The sequence below is a fragment of the Sporocytophaga myxococcoides DSM 11118 genome (assembly GCF_000426725.1).
Classification (GTDB): Bacteria; Bacteroidota; Bacteroidia; order Cytophagales; family Cytophagaceae; genus Sporocytophaga; species Sporocytophaga myxococcoides.
Genome location: NZ_KE384560.1, coordinates 668,259 through 687,673, shown reverse-complemented (window position 1 = coordinate 687,673; position 19,415 = coordinate 668,259). Strand labels below are relative to the sequence as shown.

General features: G+C 37.2%; 21 protein-coding genes. 12 read left to right on the top strand and 9 right to left on the bottom strand.

The features are described 5' to 3' along the window. Positions 1-54: 54 nt before the first annotated feature. The 3 genes from K350_RS0121265 to K350_RS0121255 all read right to left on the bottom strand — a co-directional run bounded on the left by K350_RS0121265 (position 55) and on the right by K350_RS0121255 (position 2,623). Positions 55-891, bottom strand: coding sequence for a CvfB family protein (locus tag K350_RS0121265; RefSeq protein WP_028981623.1), 837 nt, complete (start codon positions 889-891; stop codon positions 55-57). Positions 892-949: 58 nt separating this feature from the next. Next, a complete protein-coding gene (locus tag K350_RS0121260) occupies positions 950-2,089 on the bottom strand; it encodes a DEAD/DEAH box helicase (protein ID WP_028981622.1) in 1,140 nt (379 codons plus the stop codon). A gap of 120 nt (positions 2,090-2,209) precedes the next feature. Next, positions 2,210-2,623, bottom strand: a complete 414-nt coding sequence (locus K350_RS0121255) for a winged helix-turn-helix transcriptional regulator (protein ID WP_028981621.1) — start codon at positions 2,621-2,623, stop codon at positions 2,210-2,212. Between the two features lie 83 nt (positions 2,624-2,706). Here K350_RS0121255 and K350_RS29825 point away from each other — a divergent pair, with 83 nt between their 5' ends. The 5 genes from K350_RS29825 to K350_RS0121230 all read left to right on the top strand — a co-directional run bounded on the left by K350_RS29825 (position 2,707) and on the right by K350_RS0121230 (position 6,957). Beyond that, a complete protein-coding gene (locus K350_RS29825; protein WP_156027130.1) occupies positions 2,707-3,522 on the top strand; it encodes an SDR family NAD(P)-dependent oxidoreductase in 816 nt (271 codons plus the stop codon). A 260-nt stretch (positions 3,523-3,782) separates the two neighbouring features. Then, positions 3,783-4,856 carry a sulfite exporter TauE/SafE family protein gene (locus tag K350_RS29820; protein ID WP_081671127.1) on the top strand — a complete coding sequence of 358 codons (1,074 nt, stop codon included), beginning with the start codon at positions 3,783-3,785 and terminating at the stop codon, positions 4,854-4,856. Between the two features lie 231 nt (positions 4,857-5,087). Beyond that, complete coding sequence (locus K350_RS0121240) at positions 5,088-5,876, top strand: hypothetical protein (protein WP_051313454.1); 789 nt, start codon at positions 5,088-5,090, stop codon at positions 5,874-5,876. A 57-nt stretch (positions 5,877-5,933) separates the two neighbouring features. Continuing rightward, positions 5,934-6,482: a hypothetical protein gene (locus K350_RS0121235; RefSeq protein WP_028981619.1), complete on the top strand. Its 549-nt coding sequence runs from the start codon at positions 5,934-5,936 to the stop codon at positions 6,480-6,482. Between the two features lie 106 nt (positions 6,483-6,588). After that, positions 6,589-6,957, top strand: coding sequence for a DUF1801 domain-containing protein (locus tag K350_RS0121230; protein ID WP_028981618.1), 369 nt, complete (start codon positions 6,589-6,591; stop codon positions 6,955-6,957). 69 nt (positions 6,958-7,026) lie between these two features. Here K350_RS0121230 and K350_RS0121225 read toward each other — a convergent pair whose 3' ends face one another. Both K350_RS0121225 and K350_RS0121220 read right to left on the bottom strand, forming a co-directional pair. Further along, positions 7,027-7,221: a hypothetical protein gene (locus K350_RS0121225; protein WP_028981617.1), complete on the bottom strand. Its 195-nt coding sequence runs from the start codon at positions 7,219-7,221 to the stop codon at positions 7,027-7,029. A 50-nt stretch (positions 7,222-7,271) separates the two neighbouring features. Then, the gene (locus K350_RS0121220) at positions 7,272-7,760 is read right to left on the bottom strand and encodes a hypothetical protein (protein WP_156027128.1); all 489 of its coding nucleotides are present in this window, start codon (positions 7,758-7,760) and stop codon (positions 7,272-7,274) included. A gap of 395 nt (positions 7,761-8,155) precedes the next feature. Here K350_RS0121220 and K350_RS31540 point away from each other — a divergent pair, with 395 nt between their 5' ends. Further along, positions 8,156-10,207, top strand: coding sequence for a fibrobacter succinogenes major paralogous domain-containing protein (locus K350_RS31540; protein WP_051313452.1), 2,052 nt, complete (start codon positions 8,156-8,158; stop codon positions 10,205-10,207). A 277-nt stretch (positions 10,208-10,484) separates the two neighbouring features. On the opposite strand, the gene K350_RS32465 is transcribed toward K350_RS31540, so the two are convergent. Beyond that, a complete protein-coding gene (locus K350_RS32465) occupies positions 10,485-10,652 on the bottom strand; it encodes a hypothetical protein (RefSeq protein WP_156027126.1) in 168 nt (55 codons plus the stop codon). Positions 10,653-11,171: 519 nt separating this feature from the next. Here K350_RS32465 and K350_RS0121210 point away from each other — a divergent pair. From K350_RS0121210 to K350_RS0121185, 6 genes are all read left to right on the top strand, one after another. Beyond that, positions 11,172-11,594 carry a VOC family protein gene (locus K350_RS0121210; protein WP_028981615.1) on the top strand — a complete coding sequence of 141 codons (423 nt, stop codon included), beginning with the start codon at positions 11,172-11,174 and terminating at the stop codon, positions 11,592-11,594. Between the two features lie 4 nt (positions 11,595-11,598). After that, complete coding sequence (locus K350_RS0121205) at positions 11,599-11,970, top strand: YdeI/OmpD-associated family protein (protein WP_028981614.1); 372 nt, start codon at positions 11,599-11,601, stop codon at positions 11,968-11,970. A 222-nt stretch (positions 11,971-12,192) separates the two neighbouring features. After that, positions 12,193-12,423 (top strand): DUF4180 domain-containing protein, encoded by a 231-nt coding sequence (locus K350_RS32925; RefSeq protein WP_245598686.1) that lies wholly within the window; start codon positions 12,193-12,195, stop codon positions 12,421-12,423. A 164-nt stretch (positions 12,424-12,587) separates the two neighbouring features. Then, positions 12,588-12,950 carry a YciI family protein gene (locus K350_RS0121195; RefSeq protein WP_028981613.1) on the top strand — a complete coding sequence of 121 codons (363 nt, stop codon included), beginning with the start codon at positions 12,588-12,590 and terminating at the stop codon, positions 12,948-12,950. Between the two features lie 41 nt (positions 12,951-12,991). Continuing rightward, complete coding sequence (locus tag K350_RS0121190; protein ID WP_028981612.1) at positions 12,992-14,215, top strand: RNA polymerase sigma factor; 1,224 nt, start codon at positions 12,992-12,994, stop codon at positions 14,213-14,215. 163 nt (positions 14,216-14,378) lie between these two features. After that, positions 14,379-14,936 carry a 2OG-Fe(II) oxygenase gene (locus K350_RS0121185; RefSeq protein WP_028981611.1) on the top strand — a complete coding sequence of 186 codons (558 nt, stop codon included), beginning with the start codon at positions 14,379-14,381 and terminating at the stop codon, positions 14,934-14,936. A gap of 151 nt (positions 14,937-15,087) precedes the next feature. Here K350_RS0121185 and K350_RS0121175 read toward each other — a convergent pair whose 3' ends face one another. The 3 genes from K350_RS0121175 to ku are packed head-to-tail and all read right to left on the bottom strand — an operon-like array spanning position 15,088 to position 19,257. Then, on the bottom strand, positions 15,088-15,693 hold the full coding sequence (locus K350_RS0121175; RefSeq protein ID WP_028981610.1) for a 2,3-bisphosphoglycerate-dependent phosphoglycerate mutase: 606 nt from the start codon (positions 15,691-15,693) through the stop codon (positions 15,088-15,090). Between the two features lie 24 nt (positions 15,694-15,717). Beyond that, the gene (gene ligD / locus K350_RS0121170) at positions 15,718-18,399 is read right to left on the bottom strand and encodes a DNA ligase D (protein ID WP_028981609.1); all 2,682 of its coding nucleotides are present in this window, start codon (positions 18,397-18,399) and stop codon (positions 15,718-15,720) included. A gap of 6 nt (positions 18,400-18,405) precedes the next feature. After that, positions 18,406-19,257 carry a non-homologous end joining protein Ku gene (ku, locus tag K350_RS29805; protein WP_051313449.1) on the bottom strand — a complete coding sequence of 284 codons (852 nt, stop codon included), beginning with the start codon at positions 19,255-19,257 and terminating at the stop codon, positions 18,406-18,408. Positions 19,258-19,415: the final 158 nt, after the last annotated feature.

Here is a 19,415-nt window from a genome sequence, read left to right as displayed (position 1 = left end):
AACTCTAGGGGAAAACAAGCATCCTTTTGTAAGTGAAAAACTTATACTCTCCTTTTATCTGGCCAATCTTATTCCTTCTTGTTCCAGTACAATTAGTCTTTTCTTATATAATAGCCCTACAGCTTTTTTGAAAGACTTCTTGCTCATCTGCAATCTGACCATGATCTCACCAGCATCGCTGTCATCATTCAGATCAAGATATCCATCATTTGCTTTAAGTTTTTGCAGGATGAATTCAGCGGTAGGATCTATATTTTTAACTCCTTGTTGCTGAAGGCTTACATCTATTTTGTTATCTTCACGAATTGCTTTGATATAACCTTTAGTCTTATCGCCCGGATAAATGTTCTTAAAGATTTCATTGTGATAAATCAATCCTTTATAACGGTTATTGATGATCACGTTTACACCGATTTCAGAAGAATCACCAATGAGTATATCGACCTCTTCTTCTTCTTCCAGTTCCATATTTTCTTTTTCCAAATATGGATCTATCTTGCTCGTAGCAACAAGACGATTGCTCACCTCATCAAGAAATAAATAAACAAGATAGCTTTCGCCGCGCTTCATATTCTTTTTCTGTTCGCCAAAGGGGACCATAAGATCCTTTTCCAGTCCCCAGTCAAGAAATGCTCCGGCACTGTTTATATCTTTCACCTCAAGGCAGGCAAACTGATTAAGCTGAACCTTAGGTATCTGAGTCGTAGCGATAATCCTATCTTCAGAATCTAGGTATATGAAAACATCTACTTCCCCATCCACAACCAGATCTGCAGGAATATATCTGTGAGGCAGCAAAACAACCTCTTCTTCTCCGTCTTTTCCCAAAAACATTCCCGGGGGAGTCAGCCTCAAAGCCCTTAATTTGTTAAATTTTCCTATCTCAAACATGCTGTAAAGGTATTTCTAATTTCTTAATAAATTCTTTATGGATAAAACCATTGGGGCATCAATAACCTTTAAGGTCAAGATCATTGGTTTCTATAACGGGGACCTGCTTCTTCATCTTTTTTTGAATGACACCAAAATGATGATTATCTTCTTCACATAATAAAGTAATGGCTTCCCCCGGAGATTCTGCTCTTCCCGTCCTCCCTATTCGATGAACGTAATCTATTGGTGACCTCGGGAGCTCGTAATTGATTACAAAAGGAAGAAACTGAATGTCGATACCTCTGGCAGCAAGGTCTGTAGCAACCAGCACTCTTAGCTTTCCTGTCTTAAATTTCTTCAATGCATCCATACGTCCTCCCTGACTTTTATCTCCATGAAAAGCTGCTGCTTCAATGCCATTTTTATTTAGCTTGACAGCAACATTATCTGCTCGTTTTTTGGAAGAAACGAAAACCAGAACCTGTTGCATATTGTGGTTTTTTATAAGATATCTTAACAACACTCCTTTCCTATCCGGATGAACATGATAGGCCGATTGCTTTATAAGCTCTACGGATTGTTCATCTTTTTTAATTTCAATACTAACAGGGTCCTTAAGCAGATTTTCCTTGATAGAATTAACAGCCTCTCCTAATGTTGCTGAAAAAAGTATTGTCTGACGCTGCTTTGGAAGAAGTTTAAATACTTTATCCATTTCTTGTTCAAAGCCCAGGTTCAGCATTTTATCAGCTTCATCAAGAATCAATATTCTGACATCGGATAGAAATACAGCATTGTTATCAATGAGCTCAAGCAAACGACCAGGAGTTGCAACAAGAATATCTGTGCCACTCATAGCCATCATCTGAGGATTTATAGAAACTCCGCCGTAAACAGCCAAGGTCTTTATTTTCTCAGGAAGACCTGAACTGAACTGCTGAAATACTTCTGCAACCTGCACTGCAAGTTCTCTTGTTGGCACCAGAGTCAGCACTTTAATATACCTATTTCTTGAAGGAATTTTCTTTTGCAAAAGATCTAAAACAGGCAATACAAAACTTGCTGTTTTACCTGAGCCTGTCTGTGCTATTCCCAAAACATCCTTTCCTTGTAAAATTATGGGGATAGCTTGTTGTTGAATAGGATAGGCCGTTTTGTACTGTTGTTCAATGGCTTTTACTAAAGACAGAGATAAACCAAGAGAATTGAAAGACATTATAGATAATTTTCGAACTTTAAATATACGACTATTTAAGCTGGCATTGGATACAATTACCAGGAAGATGAGGACTTAATACAAGAAGATCATTAAAGACCAAATTGGATTGGGAATATATCAGCTACTGGCAAGGCGTGACCGCATACCTTTAATAAAAGCCTCTTTATCTTTTTGAATCATTGCAGCCACCTTTTGATTTTCTTCTGAAACATGGTCATTCAGGTGCTTATTGCTCCATAACATTACTTCTACCAGAATGGGCAGGAAATCTATTCCTTTTTCAGTAAGCTTATAGATATTGGTCTTTTTATTATCGGGCAGTTTCCCCTTGGTTATCAGTCCCGTTTGTTCCAATGTTTGCAGTCGGTCGGTAAGTATGTTAGTGGCAATTTTTTCTGTTGAAGAGGAAAATTCTCCAAATGTTTTCTTCCCCGCAAACATCAAATCTCTGAGAATCAACAACGACCATTTATCACCAATTATGTCCAAAACTGAACTGATCGGACAGTTGGATCTGAATTTATAATCCATATTTCCAGTATTTCACTTGCATTTTAAAAGTAATTTAATTTTACTTGCAAAACGAAAGTAAAACCAAATTCTATATTAAAGAAATGAAGAAATCACTAACATTCAAAGATCTTTATGGTGACTGGGCTTTAATTACCGGAGGCAGTTCCGGTATCGGAAAGTCAATTGCATTCGAAGTTGCAAGAAAAGGATTGAATCTCATTTTGGTAGCCAGAGGCGCAGAAGCATTAACCCAAACTGCAAATGAGATTAAAAAATCCACAGGAGTTCATATTAAAACAATAGTTGCGGACCTAAGGAAACATGAAGATATTATAGCCATTGAAAATCAAACCAAAGCGTTTGAAATTGGTCTTTTGGTGCATTCAGCCGGGCTTGAAAACAATGGATTTTTTCCTAAAAATGATTTTCAGAAGGAGCTCAGCCTATTGCAGCTGAATGTAATTTCAACCATGACACTTTCTCATATTTTCAGCCAAAGAATGGTTAACATAGGACGAGGAGGTATTTTACTGATATCCAGCGTAATAGGACATATGCCAAGTCCATATTTTGCCAATTACGCAGCATCCAAATCGTATATTTTAAATTTTGGTTTATCCTTGCATGCGGAATTAAAAGCAAGAGGTATAACTGTTTCAGTCCTCTCTCCTGGTGTTACCCAAACTCCAATGTCTGATAAAACTGGAATTGACTGGACCAAATCAAAGGTGAAAATCATGAGTTCAGATGAAGTAGCAATGGAGGCAATTGAAAAATTCGGCAAACAGCTTTCTATTGTTCCTGGAAAAGAAAACAGAATGCTTGCCTTTTTTGCAAAACACATTTTTTCCTTCTCCAAAAGTGCAATGATGAATGAAAAATTTATCAGGAGGACGATCAATCAAACGAAATTGTAAAAAGATATCCTTAACAGGTTTTTGGCTTAACACACACAAAAACCTGTTTATCAAACATTAAACAACCATCAATTGGCATCCAATCCTGAAAGTTTTCAAAAATGAAAACAATATGCAGTACTTATAAATTAATTCTATATTAATTCTATAGAGTTTACATATTTCATCAAAACTTTTGCTATATTTGTAATATGGAATACTCCTCAAAAGGGAATTTCAAGAGTGACAAAATTAGAACCACCAAAAAAAACAATAAACCCATGGAAACAAATTCGACATTCTTGCCTGCAGAAGATGCTGATAAAGATAAAACACAAGATCAAGAGCTGAATAAAATCGAAACCGAAATTGAGCAGCTCGAGAACGCCGGAGCTGACCTTGAGGTGAATGAACAACTCATTGATAAAATCAATGAATTTAACGCAAAGAGTCCTAAAATACGCTGGATTGTAGGTGGTACGCTTGCATTTGTGGTAGTGGCCTTCCTTATTTCATACAATATAATAGTCTCTCAGCCAGAATTGCTTCAACCAATAACACTGTTCATTGAGAGCATTTTTAACGTCAATCTGATAGATTTCATACTTGTAGGTTTGGCAGCTCAGATGGTTGACGGTGCTTTAGGTATGGCTTATGGGGCAACCTGCAGCTCTTTTCTTCTAAGCCTTGGCGTACCTCCTTCTGTAGCAAGTGCTAGTGTGCACGTAGCCGAAATTTTTACAACTGGTGCTTCAGGAGTTTCACACTTAAAATTCGGAAACGTAAATAAAAAATTATTCAAATACCTTCTAATACCAGGAATGCTTGGTGCTGTTCTTGGAGCTTACCTGTTATCTGATGTCATCAATGGTGATATTATAAAACCATTCATCTCTGTTTATCTTCTAATACTGGGTGTTATTATTTTGAGAAAGGCATTTCGTAAAACACAGGTTAAAAAGAAAACTAAAAACCTCGGCTGGTTGGCTGGATTTGGAGGATTTATGGATGCCGTTGGTGGCGGTGGCTGGGGACCGATAGTTACTTCAACACTTTTAAGCAGAGGAAGAACCGCTAACTATACAATCGGATCTGTAAACCTTGCTGAGTTCTTTATTGCTCTTGCAGGTGCCGGTACATTCCTGATCTTTGCAGGTATATCAGGATGGCAAACAATTATAGGACTTGTGATCGGTGGTATCATCGCTTCTCCTTTTGCAGCATTCCTTGTATCGAGAGTAAAACGTAAGCCGATCATGATTACAGTTTCATTGCTGATCATTGGACTTAGCATAAGAACTTTCGTTAATACTAACTATACAAAACTTTGGGATAATATCCTGGGCTTGTTCTAAAAATACCTTGTTTCCAATTCTTTATCTGAAGGAAAACGAGAAACAACAAAAAGAGTCTGCTTCCTATCTGGGGCAGACTCTTTTTGTTTTATTCGAAGGAAAAAGCCTCTAATTATACTCAAGAGCATAATATTTCAGATTTATATAATGTCATTTGATTCTATTATCTTAGATGTATAAATAAAAATATATTCTATTTTTTTGAGCCCAAAAATTAAACAGTAATTCATCATGAACTTTTTAAAGTCTATTTCATTTTTAACTGCTTTCATAGTATTAGCTGCCTGCACTTCAGACAAGCTTGAGGAAAAAGGATTCAGAGTAGCTTCACAGGAGTCCACTACAACAGAAGAAACTAATAATATTGATGGATTTTCGAAAGACTCTCTTCTCTTTGAAACCAGACCAAGCAACGTGCTTTTAACGGGAATTCCTAAATACCGGATCTCAACAATTTACAAGGTAAACTATAGAGAAGATCAGACAAGTTTCATTGGAGAAAATGAATTATATGGCAATGACAAGGAAATCGGCAGAACAAACGGTAACCAATGGAATTACAATTTTATGCCCGGATTACAAGCTGTGCATGGATATAATCTGGTTAACATATCTCATTACAACACAGAAACCCAAACTCAAAAAAACTTCTTTGAGAAGCCTGTATTGATAAAAACTTTTTATTACCCTTCTTTTTCTAAAGACACATTAAATCATAAACCGGTAAACAGAAACTATTATTTGGTTTCTGTTTACAACGAAGATACCAATAAAGACGGATCGATTAACATGAAGGATCTGAGACGTCTCTATTACTTCGACATCGATGCACAGAATAAAAAGCCATTGATTCCTGTTAATTACTCTGTTGTGAAGTCGGAATATGATCCCGCAAATGACTATATGTATGTCTTTGCCAAACTAGATGCAAATAAAAACGGTACTAGTGATGATAAAGAGGCTGTCCATATTTTCTGGATTGACTTAAAGGCACCTGAGAGAAATGGGAGGCAGTATTAGTGAGCTTTAGGAGCTAAGCATTTCTATAATTTCTGGAGAACAAAACATAAGGTTTAAATGACACTAGATAACAACATCCTGAAAATTGCGAATCGGGCAAATCTCAAAATAATCGTTGCTTCGGATATGGTTTTTATAGGGCAGAAATTGAGTCTAAAAGACAAATCACTTTGGGGAGTGGTAATTTTTCTACTCGGCGGATTATTTCTTCTCCTGATTTCTTTCACCACGATCTCAGATACTACATCCAGAGTTCTGTGCTCGATAATTGGAACAGCTTTCCTGATTTTATCAATTCTGACAATAATCAGGCAGGCTAATGACCGTGTTAAAATAATAGATGGTAAAATTATCTTTCGCTATAATCTCAGAAACTCCACTGTAACTGTTGACCCTAACATGAAAATCACGATGCGCAATGATAGAATAAGAATCAGCAGAGCAACCGCTCCGACATCTTCAACTTATATAAGTATAACCCATTATTTAATAATGACAGATAAAGAAATGCCCATCTTAAATTTTCAAATGAATAATTCCGACTCTAATGAAGCGCTTTTACTGGGTAACAAAATAACCCAACTTTTAAATAAACAGATAAGATAAAAGAATAAAACTATCTATTAATACTATGATGAAATAATCAAGGAAATCAGATAAACAGCTTTACGCTATGCGCATAAACCCCTTAGTTTAAACAAACCATTATTCTATGCTCCAAGATCTCGACACCTTCTATTTAAAGCAGGATGAGCCAAACAAAAGTTGTCTGCTTGCCTTGCGAAGTATTATTCTCGAACAGGATAAAGAGGTCGCTGAAACCAGGAAGTATGGAATGCCCTGCTTTACCTATAAGAAGAAGATGTTCTGTTACCTTTGGACAGATAAAAAGACGAACGAGCCATATATTCTGATGGTTGAAGGAAAACATCTTGACCACCCTGAATTAGAAGCTGGCAATAGATCGAGAATGAAGATCTTTAGAGTCAACCCAAAGAAAAATTTACCCATAAAAAAAATTCAACTTATTCTGAAACAAGCGCTGGACTTGTATAGGAATGGGGTAATAAAAGTTAAATAAAAGAAATTGTTTTTTTTGTTATCTTCCTTTTCCTACACCATACTAGCATATATCCAATTGCAATCAATATTACTTCTCAATAGCTTTACTCTTCAATACTAACATCACAATTCCTGACAATAGAAGAACAAAGCTAATTGCAATAATCTCTTTTGAATTATCTACATAACCACCAAAACAACTGTAATGACCAGTTACTCTTCTGAATAAATAAACGACACCTACGATAATAAATGTCCTTCCTAAGGTTTTAGACTTTAACATATGTTCGCAAATTCACCAGGAGAAATCAAACTTAATTTAAGTCACTACCATTAGAATTCGGCATCTGGACCTTCAATATATCCTTCATATTTTACAACTCCATTTTCTAATCTTAAATCAATAAAGTAGCGATGGGAATGATATCCATTTGTTTGCCAATGCCATAATTCGCCCACTATATTTCCATCATAAATCACTTGGAGAATCTGCTTACCATATTCATATGGAATTTCGCTCACTTGCATTCCATTTACATAAATTACCTTATTAATTGGCTTGTAACTTAATCGAAACCTTGAGCGATAATATTCATTTGGCCGTCTCTCCTTCAATAGTTGATACTCATCTTTGAAAACAATCATTACCTCTTTAATATTTAAAGACGGGCTCACTGTCACTTTTAAAACATCTCCCCATACAAGATGATGGTAATAAGATAAAAGTCTGTTTTTCCCGTTAAAATAAGGATGCAACAGTGTCAATAAAACTAAAATAAACACTCCAAGAATAACGAATAAAGTGATTCTGATCCTTCTCACCTGATGTCTTTATAATAAATCATGAATACCAATTTATATACTGAGGCAATAATATTAAATTTTGTTGTTTAAACGGTATCTATTTCCCCTCAACCTTCGAACTAATTCAGCTGTTAGAAAGTAAAACTCATAAATCCTAGAATATATGATTCAAAAAAATCTACCTTTTTCGCATATAATCATCAATAAAACCAAAAACACAAATCGATTAGTTATTATTGCTCATCTATCTTATAGTAAAATTGAGCGAAGCCTCTTAAAAATACTCATTGGCGGGTATTTCCAGTTTTTTCTTTTATCCCTAATTTCATAGTAATAATTAACTATAGAGGCATTTAAATACTCCATCAAACCTATCCATTTTACTTAAAGTCAAAACTTTACAACATTTTTAAATGAAAAAATTTTACTTACACTTTATTCTCATCGTTTTAGTTTTTGCGCAATGCAACAAAAAAGACGGGAAAGTTGAACCTGGAACAAATATCAATACTACCGAAACAAAGGTTAAAGAAATCAAACTGGATTCCACTGTTGCCCTTATATATTCTAATGCTGAAAAACTTCTGATGGCACCTGGTGAATCTGCAGATATAAATACCAAAAGCATTTCAGGCACTGAAACTACAGATATTGTTTATTCAAGCTCCGATCCTTCTGTTGCAATTGTTTCAGATGGGAAAATTTCTGCTGTCGCAAATGGAAGCTGCATTATTACCGGTAGCAACAATAAAGGACCTGATGTTACAATCGAAGTAAATATCCAAAGTGAAAACCTTCCTGATTTAAATCAACCTTATCTGGTTAGCTTCTCCAAGCCAATATTAATTTTTAATCTAGATGAAAATATCATCTTTACTCCATCCTTATTAAATCGCCTTGGAAAAGCAGTGACTGGTAACTTTAAAGTGATATTCTCTAATCAGAACAAGGATTATGAATGGGAACCCGGCACTTCGATAAAACTGGATGAAGGATTTTACAGGGCTACAGCTATATCAAATGATCAGCTGTTATTTGGATCTGCAACCATTCTATTCTATAAAAACATATCCGCATTACCATTCTCTGATGTATCTCCCAAACAGAGAACTTCAGTAGAAGAACCAAGAGTTATGCATATCTCTCTGGATTGGGGAAGCTACCCGGAATATTTTACTTTACCTGGAGCAGTATCCAGGCCACTAACAGGTTTAAAGTTTATCGGAGTAAGAACACTTCAGTCAGACGGGAAGTATGTAGTAAACCTGCTTACTTCTTTTGAAGATGCAGTACAGGTAGAAACAGAACCAGGAGGTGTAATAAGCGGCTCTTCAAATATCACTGCAGTAAGTCCGGGAAGAGGCCGATTCAGACCTATTGACAATAACTATGTCGGATCATGGTATGGCTGCTATGTTTTTTATAATTTCTCAGGAGACTGGAAATGTGAAAGCAATGGCAGAGGTGAAAAAATAAACATGACGATTCCGGAAACACCAAGCGATGTGATCTATTCGAAAACTCATTATTCCGACATTGCTAGAAACTATTCTTCAGGAAGGTCTGCCGGATATATTTATCAGGACAAGCTGGGAAGCGCTAATTTCATAGATGCTACTACAAAAGCAAACAAATATACCCTGAAGGTTGAAATCGGACCTTCTGTAATGAGCAAACTTTCATGGGCTTCAACAATGGTTCATAGTTCTACCTACTCACATATTGGACTAATAGGTTATAGAGGCATGCCTGGTTACGGAGACCTTCATATTGCGGAGCAAAATAAAATAAGAGTAAGCGATAATGAAGGGCATACATACTTTTTCACGAAAGGAAAAGGTGAGGATGCATTATTCGGTCAGATCGATTCAATCCTCTATCAGGAGCGCTATTACAAAACCGTTAAGATAGGTAGCAAAACATGGTTTGCTGAAAATCTGGCATCAACTAAATATAATAATGGGAGCCCAATCCGATCAGGCCTTTCAGGTACTGATTGGCTTGCAGACAAAACCGGAGCCTATACCTACCCGGATAAAGATGCTGCCAACAAAAATATTTATGGACTATTCTACAATTGGTATGCTGTAAATAATTCAAATGGCCTTTGCCCCAGCGGATGGCACGTTCCAAAGTCAGAAGAATGGTTTTCATTAAGATCTATTGTTGAAAATAATTTAGGCACTTCAGGCGGTGCAATGAAATCATTATTATACTGGAAGGAGCCTAATGAGGGAGCCACAAACCTGAGTGGTTTTTCTGCCCTTCCTGCAGGTGAAGTAAATGATGCCAGTTCTACAGAATTGTTTTACCGAGCCTTTGGAACAGCAGCCTTTTTCTGGAGCTCATCAGAATATGACAGCGATGCTGCTTACTATTTTATACTCTGGGGTTCTTCATCTGATTTGGATGATGGAGTAAGGAGAAAATTTGATGGCAAAAGCTGCAGGTGTATAAAAGACTAAAAGTCCTGCTATAAATTCTTAAAGGATATAAGAAAAAATATTAAAGAGAGGCGAGTGCCTCTCTTTTTTTTGCCACTTCTTTATATTGTAAACTTATCCTCTTAAAACTGATTTCATTTATCCTTACTCCGTTCCTCCTAACCCTTAAGTTCGGTTCATCCGAAAATACATCCAGATCATTCCAGCATACTCAATCGTCTTAGGGGCTTAAGCATGGGACTTCGGAGCTTAAGCGCGAGACATAGAAACTTAAGCATGGAGTTTCCGTGCTTACTCCTCAAACTTCTGTGCTTAAGCCCGGGAGTTCCGGAAGTGTTCCCGAGACCTCCTGAAGCCCTCCCGGGACTCCCGGAAATGCTTCCCCAACTTCCGTGGGGCTTCCCAATGTTCCGTGAGTAAGCGTCCAACTATTGTGCTTACTCTCCGAAGCTCCGTGCTTACTCACGGAGCTTCGGGGAGTAAGCGCGGATGAACGGGGAGCACTCCCGGAGCATCAGGAAGTGCCTCCGGAAGGAGAAAAACTAGCCTAAAACACATCAAACAACTAAAATTCAACATCTTAATAAACTTAAAATATTTTTAAGGGAAGTCATAGATAGTCAGATTTTAGGGAAAGAGATTTCTTTTTTTGGAGTCTGGGGAAGGTTTAATTTCCAACCAGAATGGATTTTGGGGCTCGTAGAGACGCCATGTCTGGCGTCTCCTTGGCAATTACAACAACCCTATTCATTTCAATAGGCACATTAATTGAAATGCAAAAATGCATTCACACAATCGTTAATGTTTGTTAAACTGGAAAGGTACATTGGTATTGGTATTGAACGCTTGGAGACGCCAGCATGGCGTCTCTACAACAAAATCACCTCTCTGCAGTAATTTTAAAAATAACAACAAACTACTGACATACTGCTGTCACACGCGTCAATTAATTTTGATACATCATCAATTTAAGAGCAGGAATAAAATGAAAAACACACACATACTTAGAGGTTTAGCAACAATTAGTTTTTACGCAGCAGACCATGAAGCTGCCAAGAAATGGTATAGTGACTTTTTAGGAATAGAGCCTTATTTCAATGTTCCCGGGTATGCAGAGTTTCGTCTAGGAGACTACCAGCATGAATTGGGCATCATTGATAGTAAATATGCTCCCGCTGGTGCAACAGAAAAACCAGCTGGCGCAATTGCATACTGGCATGTCGATAATCTACAGGAGACTCTTGACAGATTGATCTCCCTGGGATCAACGCCTTATCAACCAATTACAGATCATAGTCAGGGTGCTGGAAGATTTGTGACAGCTTCTGTTACCGATCCATTTGGAAACATCCTTGGCATTATGACTAATATGCACTATCTGGAAATACTTGAAAAGTCAAATAAGTAAGACTATGGAGTTTAAAGACGGCAAACCGGCTATATATGCTAAAACAAGAGAAGACTGGCGAGACTGGCTGGAGCAAAACAGCCAGACAGAAAAATCTGTCTGGCTTATCCTTTACCATAAAAAAAGCAAAGTCCCTTCTGTGAATATTATTGAAGCAACCGAAGAAGCACTCTGCTTTGGGTGGATTGACAGCCTGGCAAAAAAAAGAGATGATGAAAGTTATTACCTCACTTTTACGCCGCGCAATCCCAAAAGAAGCAAATGGAGTAAACCCAACATAGAAAGAGCTGAAAAACTTATTAAAGAAGGTCGTATGACAGCATATGGGCAACGATTGATCAATATCGCAAAAGAGTCTGGCCAATGGGAGCTATAGAAATCAGGAAGGTTTCCAATAATGTAATCGGAATAATGTAAATTGTGCTTTATTAAATACTGATAATTTATCATCTTAAAAAATATACATATGAAGATTGAATCTCAGACGATAAATGATATACAATTGGCTGAAGTTTTATCTGAGTCAATCCTTATTACCAACCCACAGGATGCGTTGGATCAGCTTGCCGATCTTTATTACTAAGGGTTTGATGGTATCATGCTTTATGAGAAAAATATTACCTCAACATTTTTTGATCTGAGTTCAGGGTTGGCCGGAGAGATATTGCAGAAGTTTTCAAACTATAGAATCAAACTGGCTATCATAGGAGATTTTACAGCGTACCCAAGTAAAAGTCTGAAAGACTTCATGTATGAAAGCAATAAACTGGGCAACATTAATTTCGTCAATTCAAGAGAAGACGCTCAAATAAAACTATCTGGGAAGTAGTTTTTATCCATCAAAATATTCCGCTGATGTACAAGACTATAATCCCCTTATGGAAATTATTTTTCAAAATTTTTTAATATTTTCCTCAAACTTGTCCAATCCGGGTAAGGTCAATTGTCATATAGTTGAAACCAACATTCAACTTCATCTTAAAAATTAAAAACATGGAACAATACGCATTGATTATGAGACATGAGGATGGCAAAAAAGTTGCTTCCCCAGAGCAAATTCAGATATGGATGCAGCAAACAATGGACTGGATCGGGAGCATTTCAGCTCAAAACAAATTTGTAAGCGGTACCGGTCTGCCATTTGACAATGCACGTGTGATAACTGCAAGCGATAAAGGAAAGGTCGTTACCAATGGCCCGTTTGGAGATATCAAAGAAACAATCGGAGGTATCATAGTAATTAAAGCTGCTTCAATTGAAGAAGCTGTTGAATTCGCAAAGGGCAGTCCGGTATTGCAGGGAGAAGGCAATAGCATTGAGGTCCGCAAAATTGCCAAAGATGATGGAACACATTAAGTAAACAGGGTTCTGATTATTACTTAAATACATTCTTAAGAATGAAGCAAAATGAATTGATACCACATCTTTTCAGGACGGAGTTTAGTAAAATATGCTCCGTTCTTACAAGACTTATGGGCATTGAACATTGCGATACCGCAGAAGACATAGCGAGCGAAACATTTTTATCAGCTCTGGAAACCTGGACATACAAAGGAATTCCGGAAAACCCTGTAGCCTGGCTTTATACGGTAGCCAAAAACAAAGCCAGAAATCATTTCACAAGAACACAAGTCTTTTCCGACAAAATCATTCCTCTGCTATCAGGTAATTCAGCAACAACATTTGAATTAGACCTCTCTGAAAAAAATATTACAGATAGTCAATTGCAAATGCTTTTTGCTATCTGCCATCCCACCATCCCTAAGGAAGCACAGATAGCGCTTGCACTGCGCATTCTCTGTGGATTTGGAATAGAAGAAATTGCCAATGCATTTTTAACCAACAAAGAAACTATCAACAAAAGACTATACAGAGCAAAAGAAAAATTAAAAACAGAAAAAGTAAAAATCGAATTTCCTTCGGAATCAGAAATCAATTCAAGGCTCGATCCTGTGCTGACAACATTATATCTGCTATTCAACGAAGGATATTATTCCGAAAGTAATGACAGTGTGATTCGTGAAGATCTTTGTCAGGAAGCGATGCGCCTTACGTTACTGCTCATTGAGAATAAAACAACAGATCTTCCTTCTGTAAATGCGCTTTATGCACTTATGTGTTTTTATGCTTCCAGATTTCCTGCAAGAAAAAATAATTCAGATGAAATTATTTTATATCATGAACAGAATGAAGCCTTGTGGAATTATGAGCTCATAGCAGAAGGAGCATACTATCTCAACAGAGCATCTCATGGAGTTCACATTTCACGCTATCATCTTGAAGCTGGCATTGCCTATTGGCATACTCAAAAAAATGACACAAAGGAAAAATGGGAAAACATTTTAAACCTTTATAACAAATTATTACTAATAGAATACTCTCCAGTCATTGCACTTAACAGAATATATGCACTTTCCAAAGCAAACAGCAATACTGAGGCTATCAAAGAAGCTGAAGAGCTGCAACTAACCGAAAATCATTTTTATTATATTCTTCTTGGTGACCTTTATAAAAAAGAAAATAAGGAGAAAGCTAAGACTTACTTACAAAAGGCTCTTGAGCTAGCAAAAACGAAGTCAGACAAGTTGTCCATAACTAGGTTGATCGATAGTCTAAAGTAAAAATTTTATCCAATACAGGATATTTTCAAGTTAAAATATCATACTTCTACCAAATTTTAAGATCCGCTTCAATTTCTTTTTAATTCACTTTTAGTTATCCTCTAAACTTCTAACTTGGATCACAAGCAGTACATATATACTAACCACCTAAACTAGTAAGATTATGAATGCAATTTTTCACACCGACCAAATCTGGTCAATCGAGAATTTCCTAACTAAGTCCGAGTGCAATGATCTGATAGCATTAAGTGAAAACATCGGATACAAAGAAGCGGAGGTCAGTCTGCCTACGGGTGCCAAAATGATCAAGAGCTTAAGGAACAATGAAAGAGTAATTCATTCTGACATTGGCCTTGCATCTACCCTTTGGGACAGACTAATAGGCTTCTGTCCCAAAGAAATTGATAACACCTATCCGATAGGATTAAATGAACAATTCAGGTTTTATAAGTATGAACTTGATCAGAGATTTAAAAGACATATAGATGGTAGGTTCAGAAGAAATGATACAGAAGAAAGCCGGATCACTTTTATGATCTATTTAAATGAGGAGTATGATGGTGGAGAAACAGCATTTGATGAGGTTACAGTAATTCCTAGAACGGGCATGGCATTATGCTTTATTCATGAATTGAAGCATGAAGGATGTCCGGTAAAGAACGGCATTAAATATGCACTACGTTCAGATGTAATGTATAAACAAATTGTTGAATCCTATTAAGAATAAAAGTTAAATCCTTTCAATAATGAAAATAGCCTCGAAATTCGGGGCCATTTTCATTATAATTGACAAACGTTTTTTATTCAATAAAATATATACAAAAAAAGAAAGGCTTGCCTGATTGGCATTTTGAAGCGCCATGCATGGCCTTCTACAAATCAAAAACCTTTTCAATCTTCATCTCCTGATCAAACTCATAAATCCTAGGCACACCCGTAGCTAAAGTAACATTTGGGATCTCTTCAGGGCTAATCTCTTCAAGAAACATCATTAACGCTCTGAGGCTGTTTCCATGAGCCGATATAAGAATATTTTTACCAGCTTTTAGTTTGGGTTCTATTTCCTTCTGATAATAAGGCACCACACGATTTCTTGTATCTTTCAGACTTTCTCCGTGGGGCGGAGCAACTTCATAACTCCTTCTCCATAGTTGAAACTGTTGCTCTCCGTATTTTATCTCTGTTTGTTTTTTATTCAAGCCCTGAAGATCTCCATAATGACGTTCATTTAATGCAGGAGAACCAAAGACAGGTATTCTTGTCTTATCACATTCCCTCAGAATAATATTTAAAGTTTCTATAGCCCTTCTAAGCACTGAAGTATAGGCTATTTCAAAATTATAGGGCTTTAACAAGACACCAGCCTGCTTTGCTTCTTCCCTTCCCAGAGGTGTAAGGTCAACATCGGTAATTCCGGTAAACCTGTTTTCAAGATTCCAAACAGATTGTCCGTGTCGAACGATAATCAATTGTGCCATAAAGAATAAATAAGATATAAACTATTAACCGTTTTGTCTGAGATAAGTCAGACTTTTATCCATATCATTGACATGGGTTAATACATGCTTAAATATATCTCCTTTTTCTTTAATCCTCTTAAATATCGTTTTAATATTAAACTCCATTGGATTCAAACCTTTTTTGACCTCACTCCACTCAAGCGGTGTACTGACAGTGGCTCCTGGCTTAGGCCTCAGACAATAAGGTGCTGCAAGGGTTTGTCCCATCCTGTTCTGGAGGTAATCAAGATAGACCTTGTTCGGCCTGTTTTTAGGCATACGTTCAAGGCTTGTAAGCTGAGGCACCAGGTTATGTGTAAGCATAGCAATCAAATAGGCAAAGTCCTTTCCCTGGTCATAAGTATACTGAGCCCCTAATGGTATATATATATGAATTCCTTTCGAACCTGATGTTTTACAAAATCCCTCTATCTTTCCTCTGTCTAAAACATGTTTCACCGCCTGAGCGACTTCTATTACTACATCAAATGTGACACCCACCGGATCAAGATCTATCACAATATAATCCGGTTGTTCCGGCGATTGTATTCTGCTGCTCCATGGATTGATTTCAATGCATCCCAGATTGGCCATGTAAAGTAAAGTCGCTTTATCCTGACACAACATATAGTTCAATTCCTTTTCGTTAGAATCTGAATATATCTTTACAGTTTCAACCCATTGAGGAATAGAATCAGGCATATCCTTTTGAAAAAAACTTGGTTTGTCATAACCATTAGGATTACGTCTCAGGCTTTCAGGCCTGTCTTTCAGATAAGGTAAAATAATCGAAGCAATATGATCATAATATTCAATCAGATCTTGTTTCACATAGCCTTCTTCAGGCCAGAAGACCTTTTTAAGATTTGTAAACTTCAATGACTGTCCACCGATTTCAACTAAAGCATCCTGTTTCTTTTTATCCATCGTCTCTTCACTGATCACGCTTTCATATGCTTCTTCAGGAAGTGTAGTAACTGTTTTTGACTTCTTCTTCGTTTTTCCTTCCAGAGCTTTTTTACGCGGCACTGCCTCACGTTGTCTTTCCTTTGAAGGCTTTTCTTTTGGCGCATTAATAATTACTTCAGCCTCTTTCTTATCAGCTTCTATCTCTTTCACAACTTCTTCAGGAGACTTATCTTCTCTAAGCCCCATGAAGATGGGTATCCGCATCAATCCCTCTGAGGTCCATTCCTGAAATTTTATCTCACATACAAGCTCCGGTTTTACCCAGTGGATGATGCCAGGAAGCTTGGGAAAATTTTTAAAAGGAGCTTTTTTAATTTCAAGGCTTACAAGTCTTTCATAAATATCGTTAAGGGCGGTATCATCGAACCCTCCTCCTGAATGGCCTATGTAAACAAACTTACCGTTTTCATATGCTCCAAGAATCAGTGATCCCAGATGTTTGCGTGACCCTCTCGGTTCAGTAAAACCGGCAATAACAGCTTCCTGTCTTTGCGCTGTTTTAATCTTTACCCAATCACGACTTCTTTTATTCCGGAGATAAACACTGTCTGCCTTCTTTCCGATAATACCTTCAACACCTTGCTGCACGGCCTTCTCAAAGAATGGAACACCAGCTTCTTTTATATGATCGTTATATCTGATCACATTATTCTTAGGAAGGATCTGTTTTAATAACTCTTTCCTTTTTACTAATGGTAAAGAAGTAAGATCATATCCATTGAGGTAAAGAAGATCAAACACATAGTAAACAAGATTACCTTCCCCTGTTCTCTTGTAATTCTGAATTAATCCAAAGTCAGCAATATTATTATTGTTGAGCACTACGATTTCCCCGTCAAAAACAGCCTGTAGTCCCATTTTTTTCAACTCAACAAGGACTGGTTTAAATAGCTGGTTAAATGAATTATTATTTCTGGAGTAAAGCTGAACATCTGTATGATTGACTTCAGCCACTGCACGATAACCGTCCCACTTTATTTCAAAGATCCAGTTTTTATTATTAAAAGGTTCCTCCAGTAGTGTTGCCATCATGGGCTGGATCTGATGCGGCATAGGCTGTTCAACAGCATCACTCAGATCAAGAGGAACTTCTTTTGAACCCGAAATCCATACATCTCCCTCTTTTTCGGACTGTCTGGCTATTTCCTCCATTGACCTTCCCGAAAGTATTGACCTGTCCTGTTCTTTCACATCTGCGTCAGTTGCGTATGCATCATTCTTTTTGATGAGCAGCCATTCATTACCTTTTCCTCCTGGCTTATAGGTCTTTACAAGAGCAAACTCTCCATTAAGCTTTTCTCCATTAAGAATAAACTTCAGGTTTCCGGCATGAAGACCGGCTCTCAAGGCCTTTTCATTTTCCTCTCTATTATCAGGATCAATGTTCGGAGCATAAAATACTCCACGATCCCAGAGCATCACCGTTCCTCCACCATAATTTCCTTTTGGAATGATACCTTCAAAACCACCATATTCAATAGGATGATCTTCCACCATCATTGCAAGACGCTTGTCCTTATTATTAAGCGAAGGACCTTTTGGAACAGCCCAACTTTTTAACACACCATCTATTTCAAGTCTGAAGTCGTAATGCAGATGAGAGGCATCATGTTTCTGCACAACAAAAGTGAGCCTGCCTTCTCCCTCCTTTTCTTCGCCCTGTGGTTCGGGGGTTTCCTCAAAAGTTCTTTTTTTCCTGTATTCCTGAAGTCCCATAATCCCTTATTCCTTTTTAGCTTTCCTCTTTGCAGCAGGTTTCTTTTCCGCTACTTTTTTCTTTTCCGGCTCTCTGTTTTCAGGGACTCTTTCTTTCGAGGCAGACAAACTGGCTTTTAAGGTTTCCATCAAATCTCTTACCTCAGTTGGCTCTGGGGCCTTTTCAGTTACTTCAATTTTTAAACCTTTAGCTTTAGCCTCAATGATACTTTTCAGTTCATCGATATAAGTATCTTTAAACTGCTCTGGTTGAAACTTCTCTGTCAACTGGTCTATCAACTTAAGCGCCATGGACTTCTCTCCTTTACCTATAATATCAGCCGCAGGAAGCTTTAATTCATTGTAATCTCTCAAATCCGCATAATACCTCAGCTGATTCAGAATAATCACATCTCCTACAGCTTTTAAAGCACAGATATGTTCTCTGTTACGAAGAACAAAACTTCCTATGCCTACTTTCTTTGACTCTCTCAGCGCTTCCCTTAAGAGGGCATATGGCTTTTCAGCAAATCTATCAGGCTCCAGAAAATAGGGTTTTTCATAATAAAGCGGATCTATTTCCTCTTCACTAACAAATTCCTTTATCTCAATTGCCTTTGTTTTGCGGGCATTAGCCTGTTCAAAATCTTTATCTTCCAGAACAACATATTTACCCTTGTCGATTTCATATCCTTTGACAATCTCTTTAAAATCAACTTCTTCACCTGTAATGGTATTAATTTTTGCATATCGTATAGGTGCAAGATTTTTTTTTGCCAGCATATCCAGATCCAGGCTACTCTCTCCTGAAGCGCTGTACAATTTGATTGGAATGTTTACCAAACCAAAACTGATTGCACCTGACCACATTGATCTCATTTTTCTTCCTCCATTTCCCTTAAGAAATTAACTTAACATGAAAATATTTTGTTGAAAAGGGAAGTTTCTTCGTTAATACTCAGGCCAAATAAACTAATCGGGATTAAGCATTAAAAAAATTGTAAATGTTAAACAATTCCACTACCGGGTAAATTCGA

What these genes read in the sequence shown, in the direction of transcription:
- K350_RS29820 (WP_081671127.1), top strand. Translation starts at nt 3,783, where the DNA reads ATGGAAACAAATTCGACATTCTTGCCTGCAGAAGATGCTGATAAAGAT.
- K350_RS0121235 (WP_028981619.1), top strand. Translation starts at nt 5,934, where the DNA reads ATGACACTAGATAACAACATCCTGAAAATTGCGAATCGGGCAAATCTC.
- ligD (WP_028981609.1), bottom strand. Translation starts at nt 18,399, where the DNA reads ATGGGACTTCAGGAATACAGGAAAAAAAGAACTTTTGAGGAAACCCCC.
- K350_RS0121210 (WP_028981615.1), top strand. Translation starts at nt 11,172, where the DNA reads ATGAAAAACACACACATACTTAGAGGTTTAGCAACAATTAGTTTTTAC.
- K350_RS29825 (WP_156027130.1), top strand. Translation starts at nt 2,707, where the DNA reads ATGAAGAAATCACTAACATTCAAAGATCTTTATGGTGACTGGGCTTTA.
- K350_RS31540 (WP_051313452.1), top strand. Translation starts at nt 8,156, where the DNA reads ATGAAAAAATTTTACTTACACTTTATTCTCATCGTTTTAGTTTTTGCG.
- K350_RS0121185 (WP_028981611.1), top strand. Translation starts at nt 14,379, where the DNA reads ATGAATGCAATTTTTCACACCGACCAAATCTGGTCAATCGAGAATTTC.
- ku (WP_051313449.1), bottom strand. Translation starts at nt 19,257, where the DNA reads ATGAGATCAATGTGGTCAGGTGCAATCAGTTTTGGTTTGGTAAACATT.
- K350_RS32925 (WP_245598686.1), top strand. Translation starts at nt 12,193, where the DNA reads ATGCTTTATGAGAAAAATATTACCTCAACATTTTTTGATCTGAGTTCA.
- K350_RS0121260 (WP_028981622.1), bottom strand. Translation starts at nt 2,089, where the DNA reads ATGTCTTTCAATTCTCTTGGTTTATCTCTGTCTTTAGTAAAAGCCATT.
- K350_RS0121205 (WP_028981614.1), top strand. Translation starts at nt 11,599, where the DNA reads ATGGAGTTTAAAGACGGCAAACCGGCTATATATGCTAAAACAAGAGAA.
- K350_RS0121225 (WP_028981617.1), bottom strand. Translation starts at nt 7,221, where the DNA reads ATGTTAAAGTCTAAAACCTTAGGAAGGACATTTATTATCGTAGGTGTC.
- K350_RS0121190 (WP_028981612.1), top strand. Translation starts at nt 12,992, where the DNA reads ATGAAGCAAAATGAATTGATACCACATCTTTTCAGGACGGAGTTTAGT.
- K350_RS0121240 (WP_051313454.1), top strand. Translation starts at nt 5,088, where the DNA reads ATGAACTTTTTAAAGTCTATTTCATTTTTAACTGCTTTCATAGTATTA.
- K350_RS0121255 (WP_028981621.1), bottom strand. Translation starts at nt 2,623, where the DNA reads ATGGATTATAAATTCAGATCCAACTGTCCGATCAGTTCAGTTTTGGAC.
- K350_RS0121195 (WP_028981613.1), top strand. Translation starts at nt 12,588, where the DNA reads ATGGAACAATACGCATTGATTATGAGACATGAGGATGGCAAAAAAGTT.
- K350_RS0121230 (WP_028981618.1), top strand. Translation starts at nt 6,589, where the DNA reads ATGCTCCAAGATCTCGACACCTTCTATTTAAAGCAGGATGAGCCAAAC.
- K350_RS0121175 (WP_028981610.1), bottom strand. Translation starts at nt 15,693, where the DNA reads ATGGCACAATTGATTATCGTTCGACACGGACAATCTGTTTGGAATCTT.
- K350_RS0121265 (WP_028981623.1), bottom strand. Translation starts at nt 891, where the DNA reads ATGTTTGAGATAGGAAAATTTAACAAATTAAGGGCTTTGAGGCTGACT.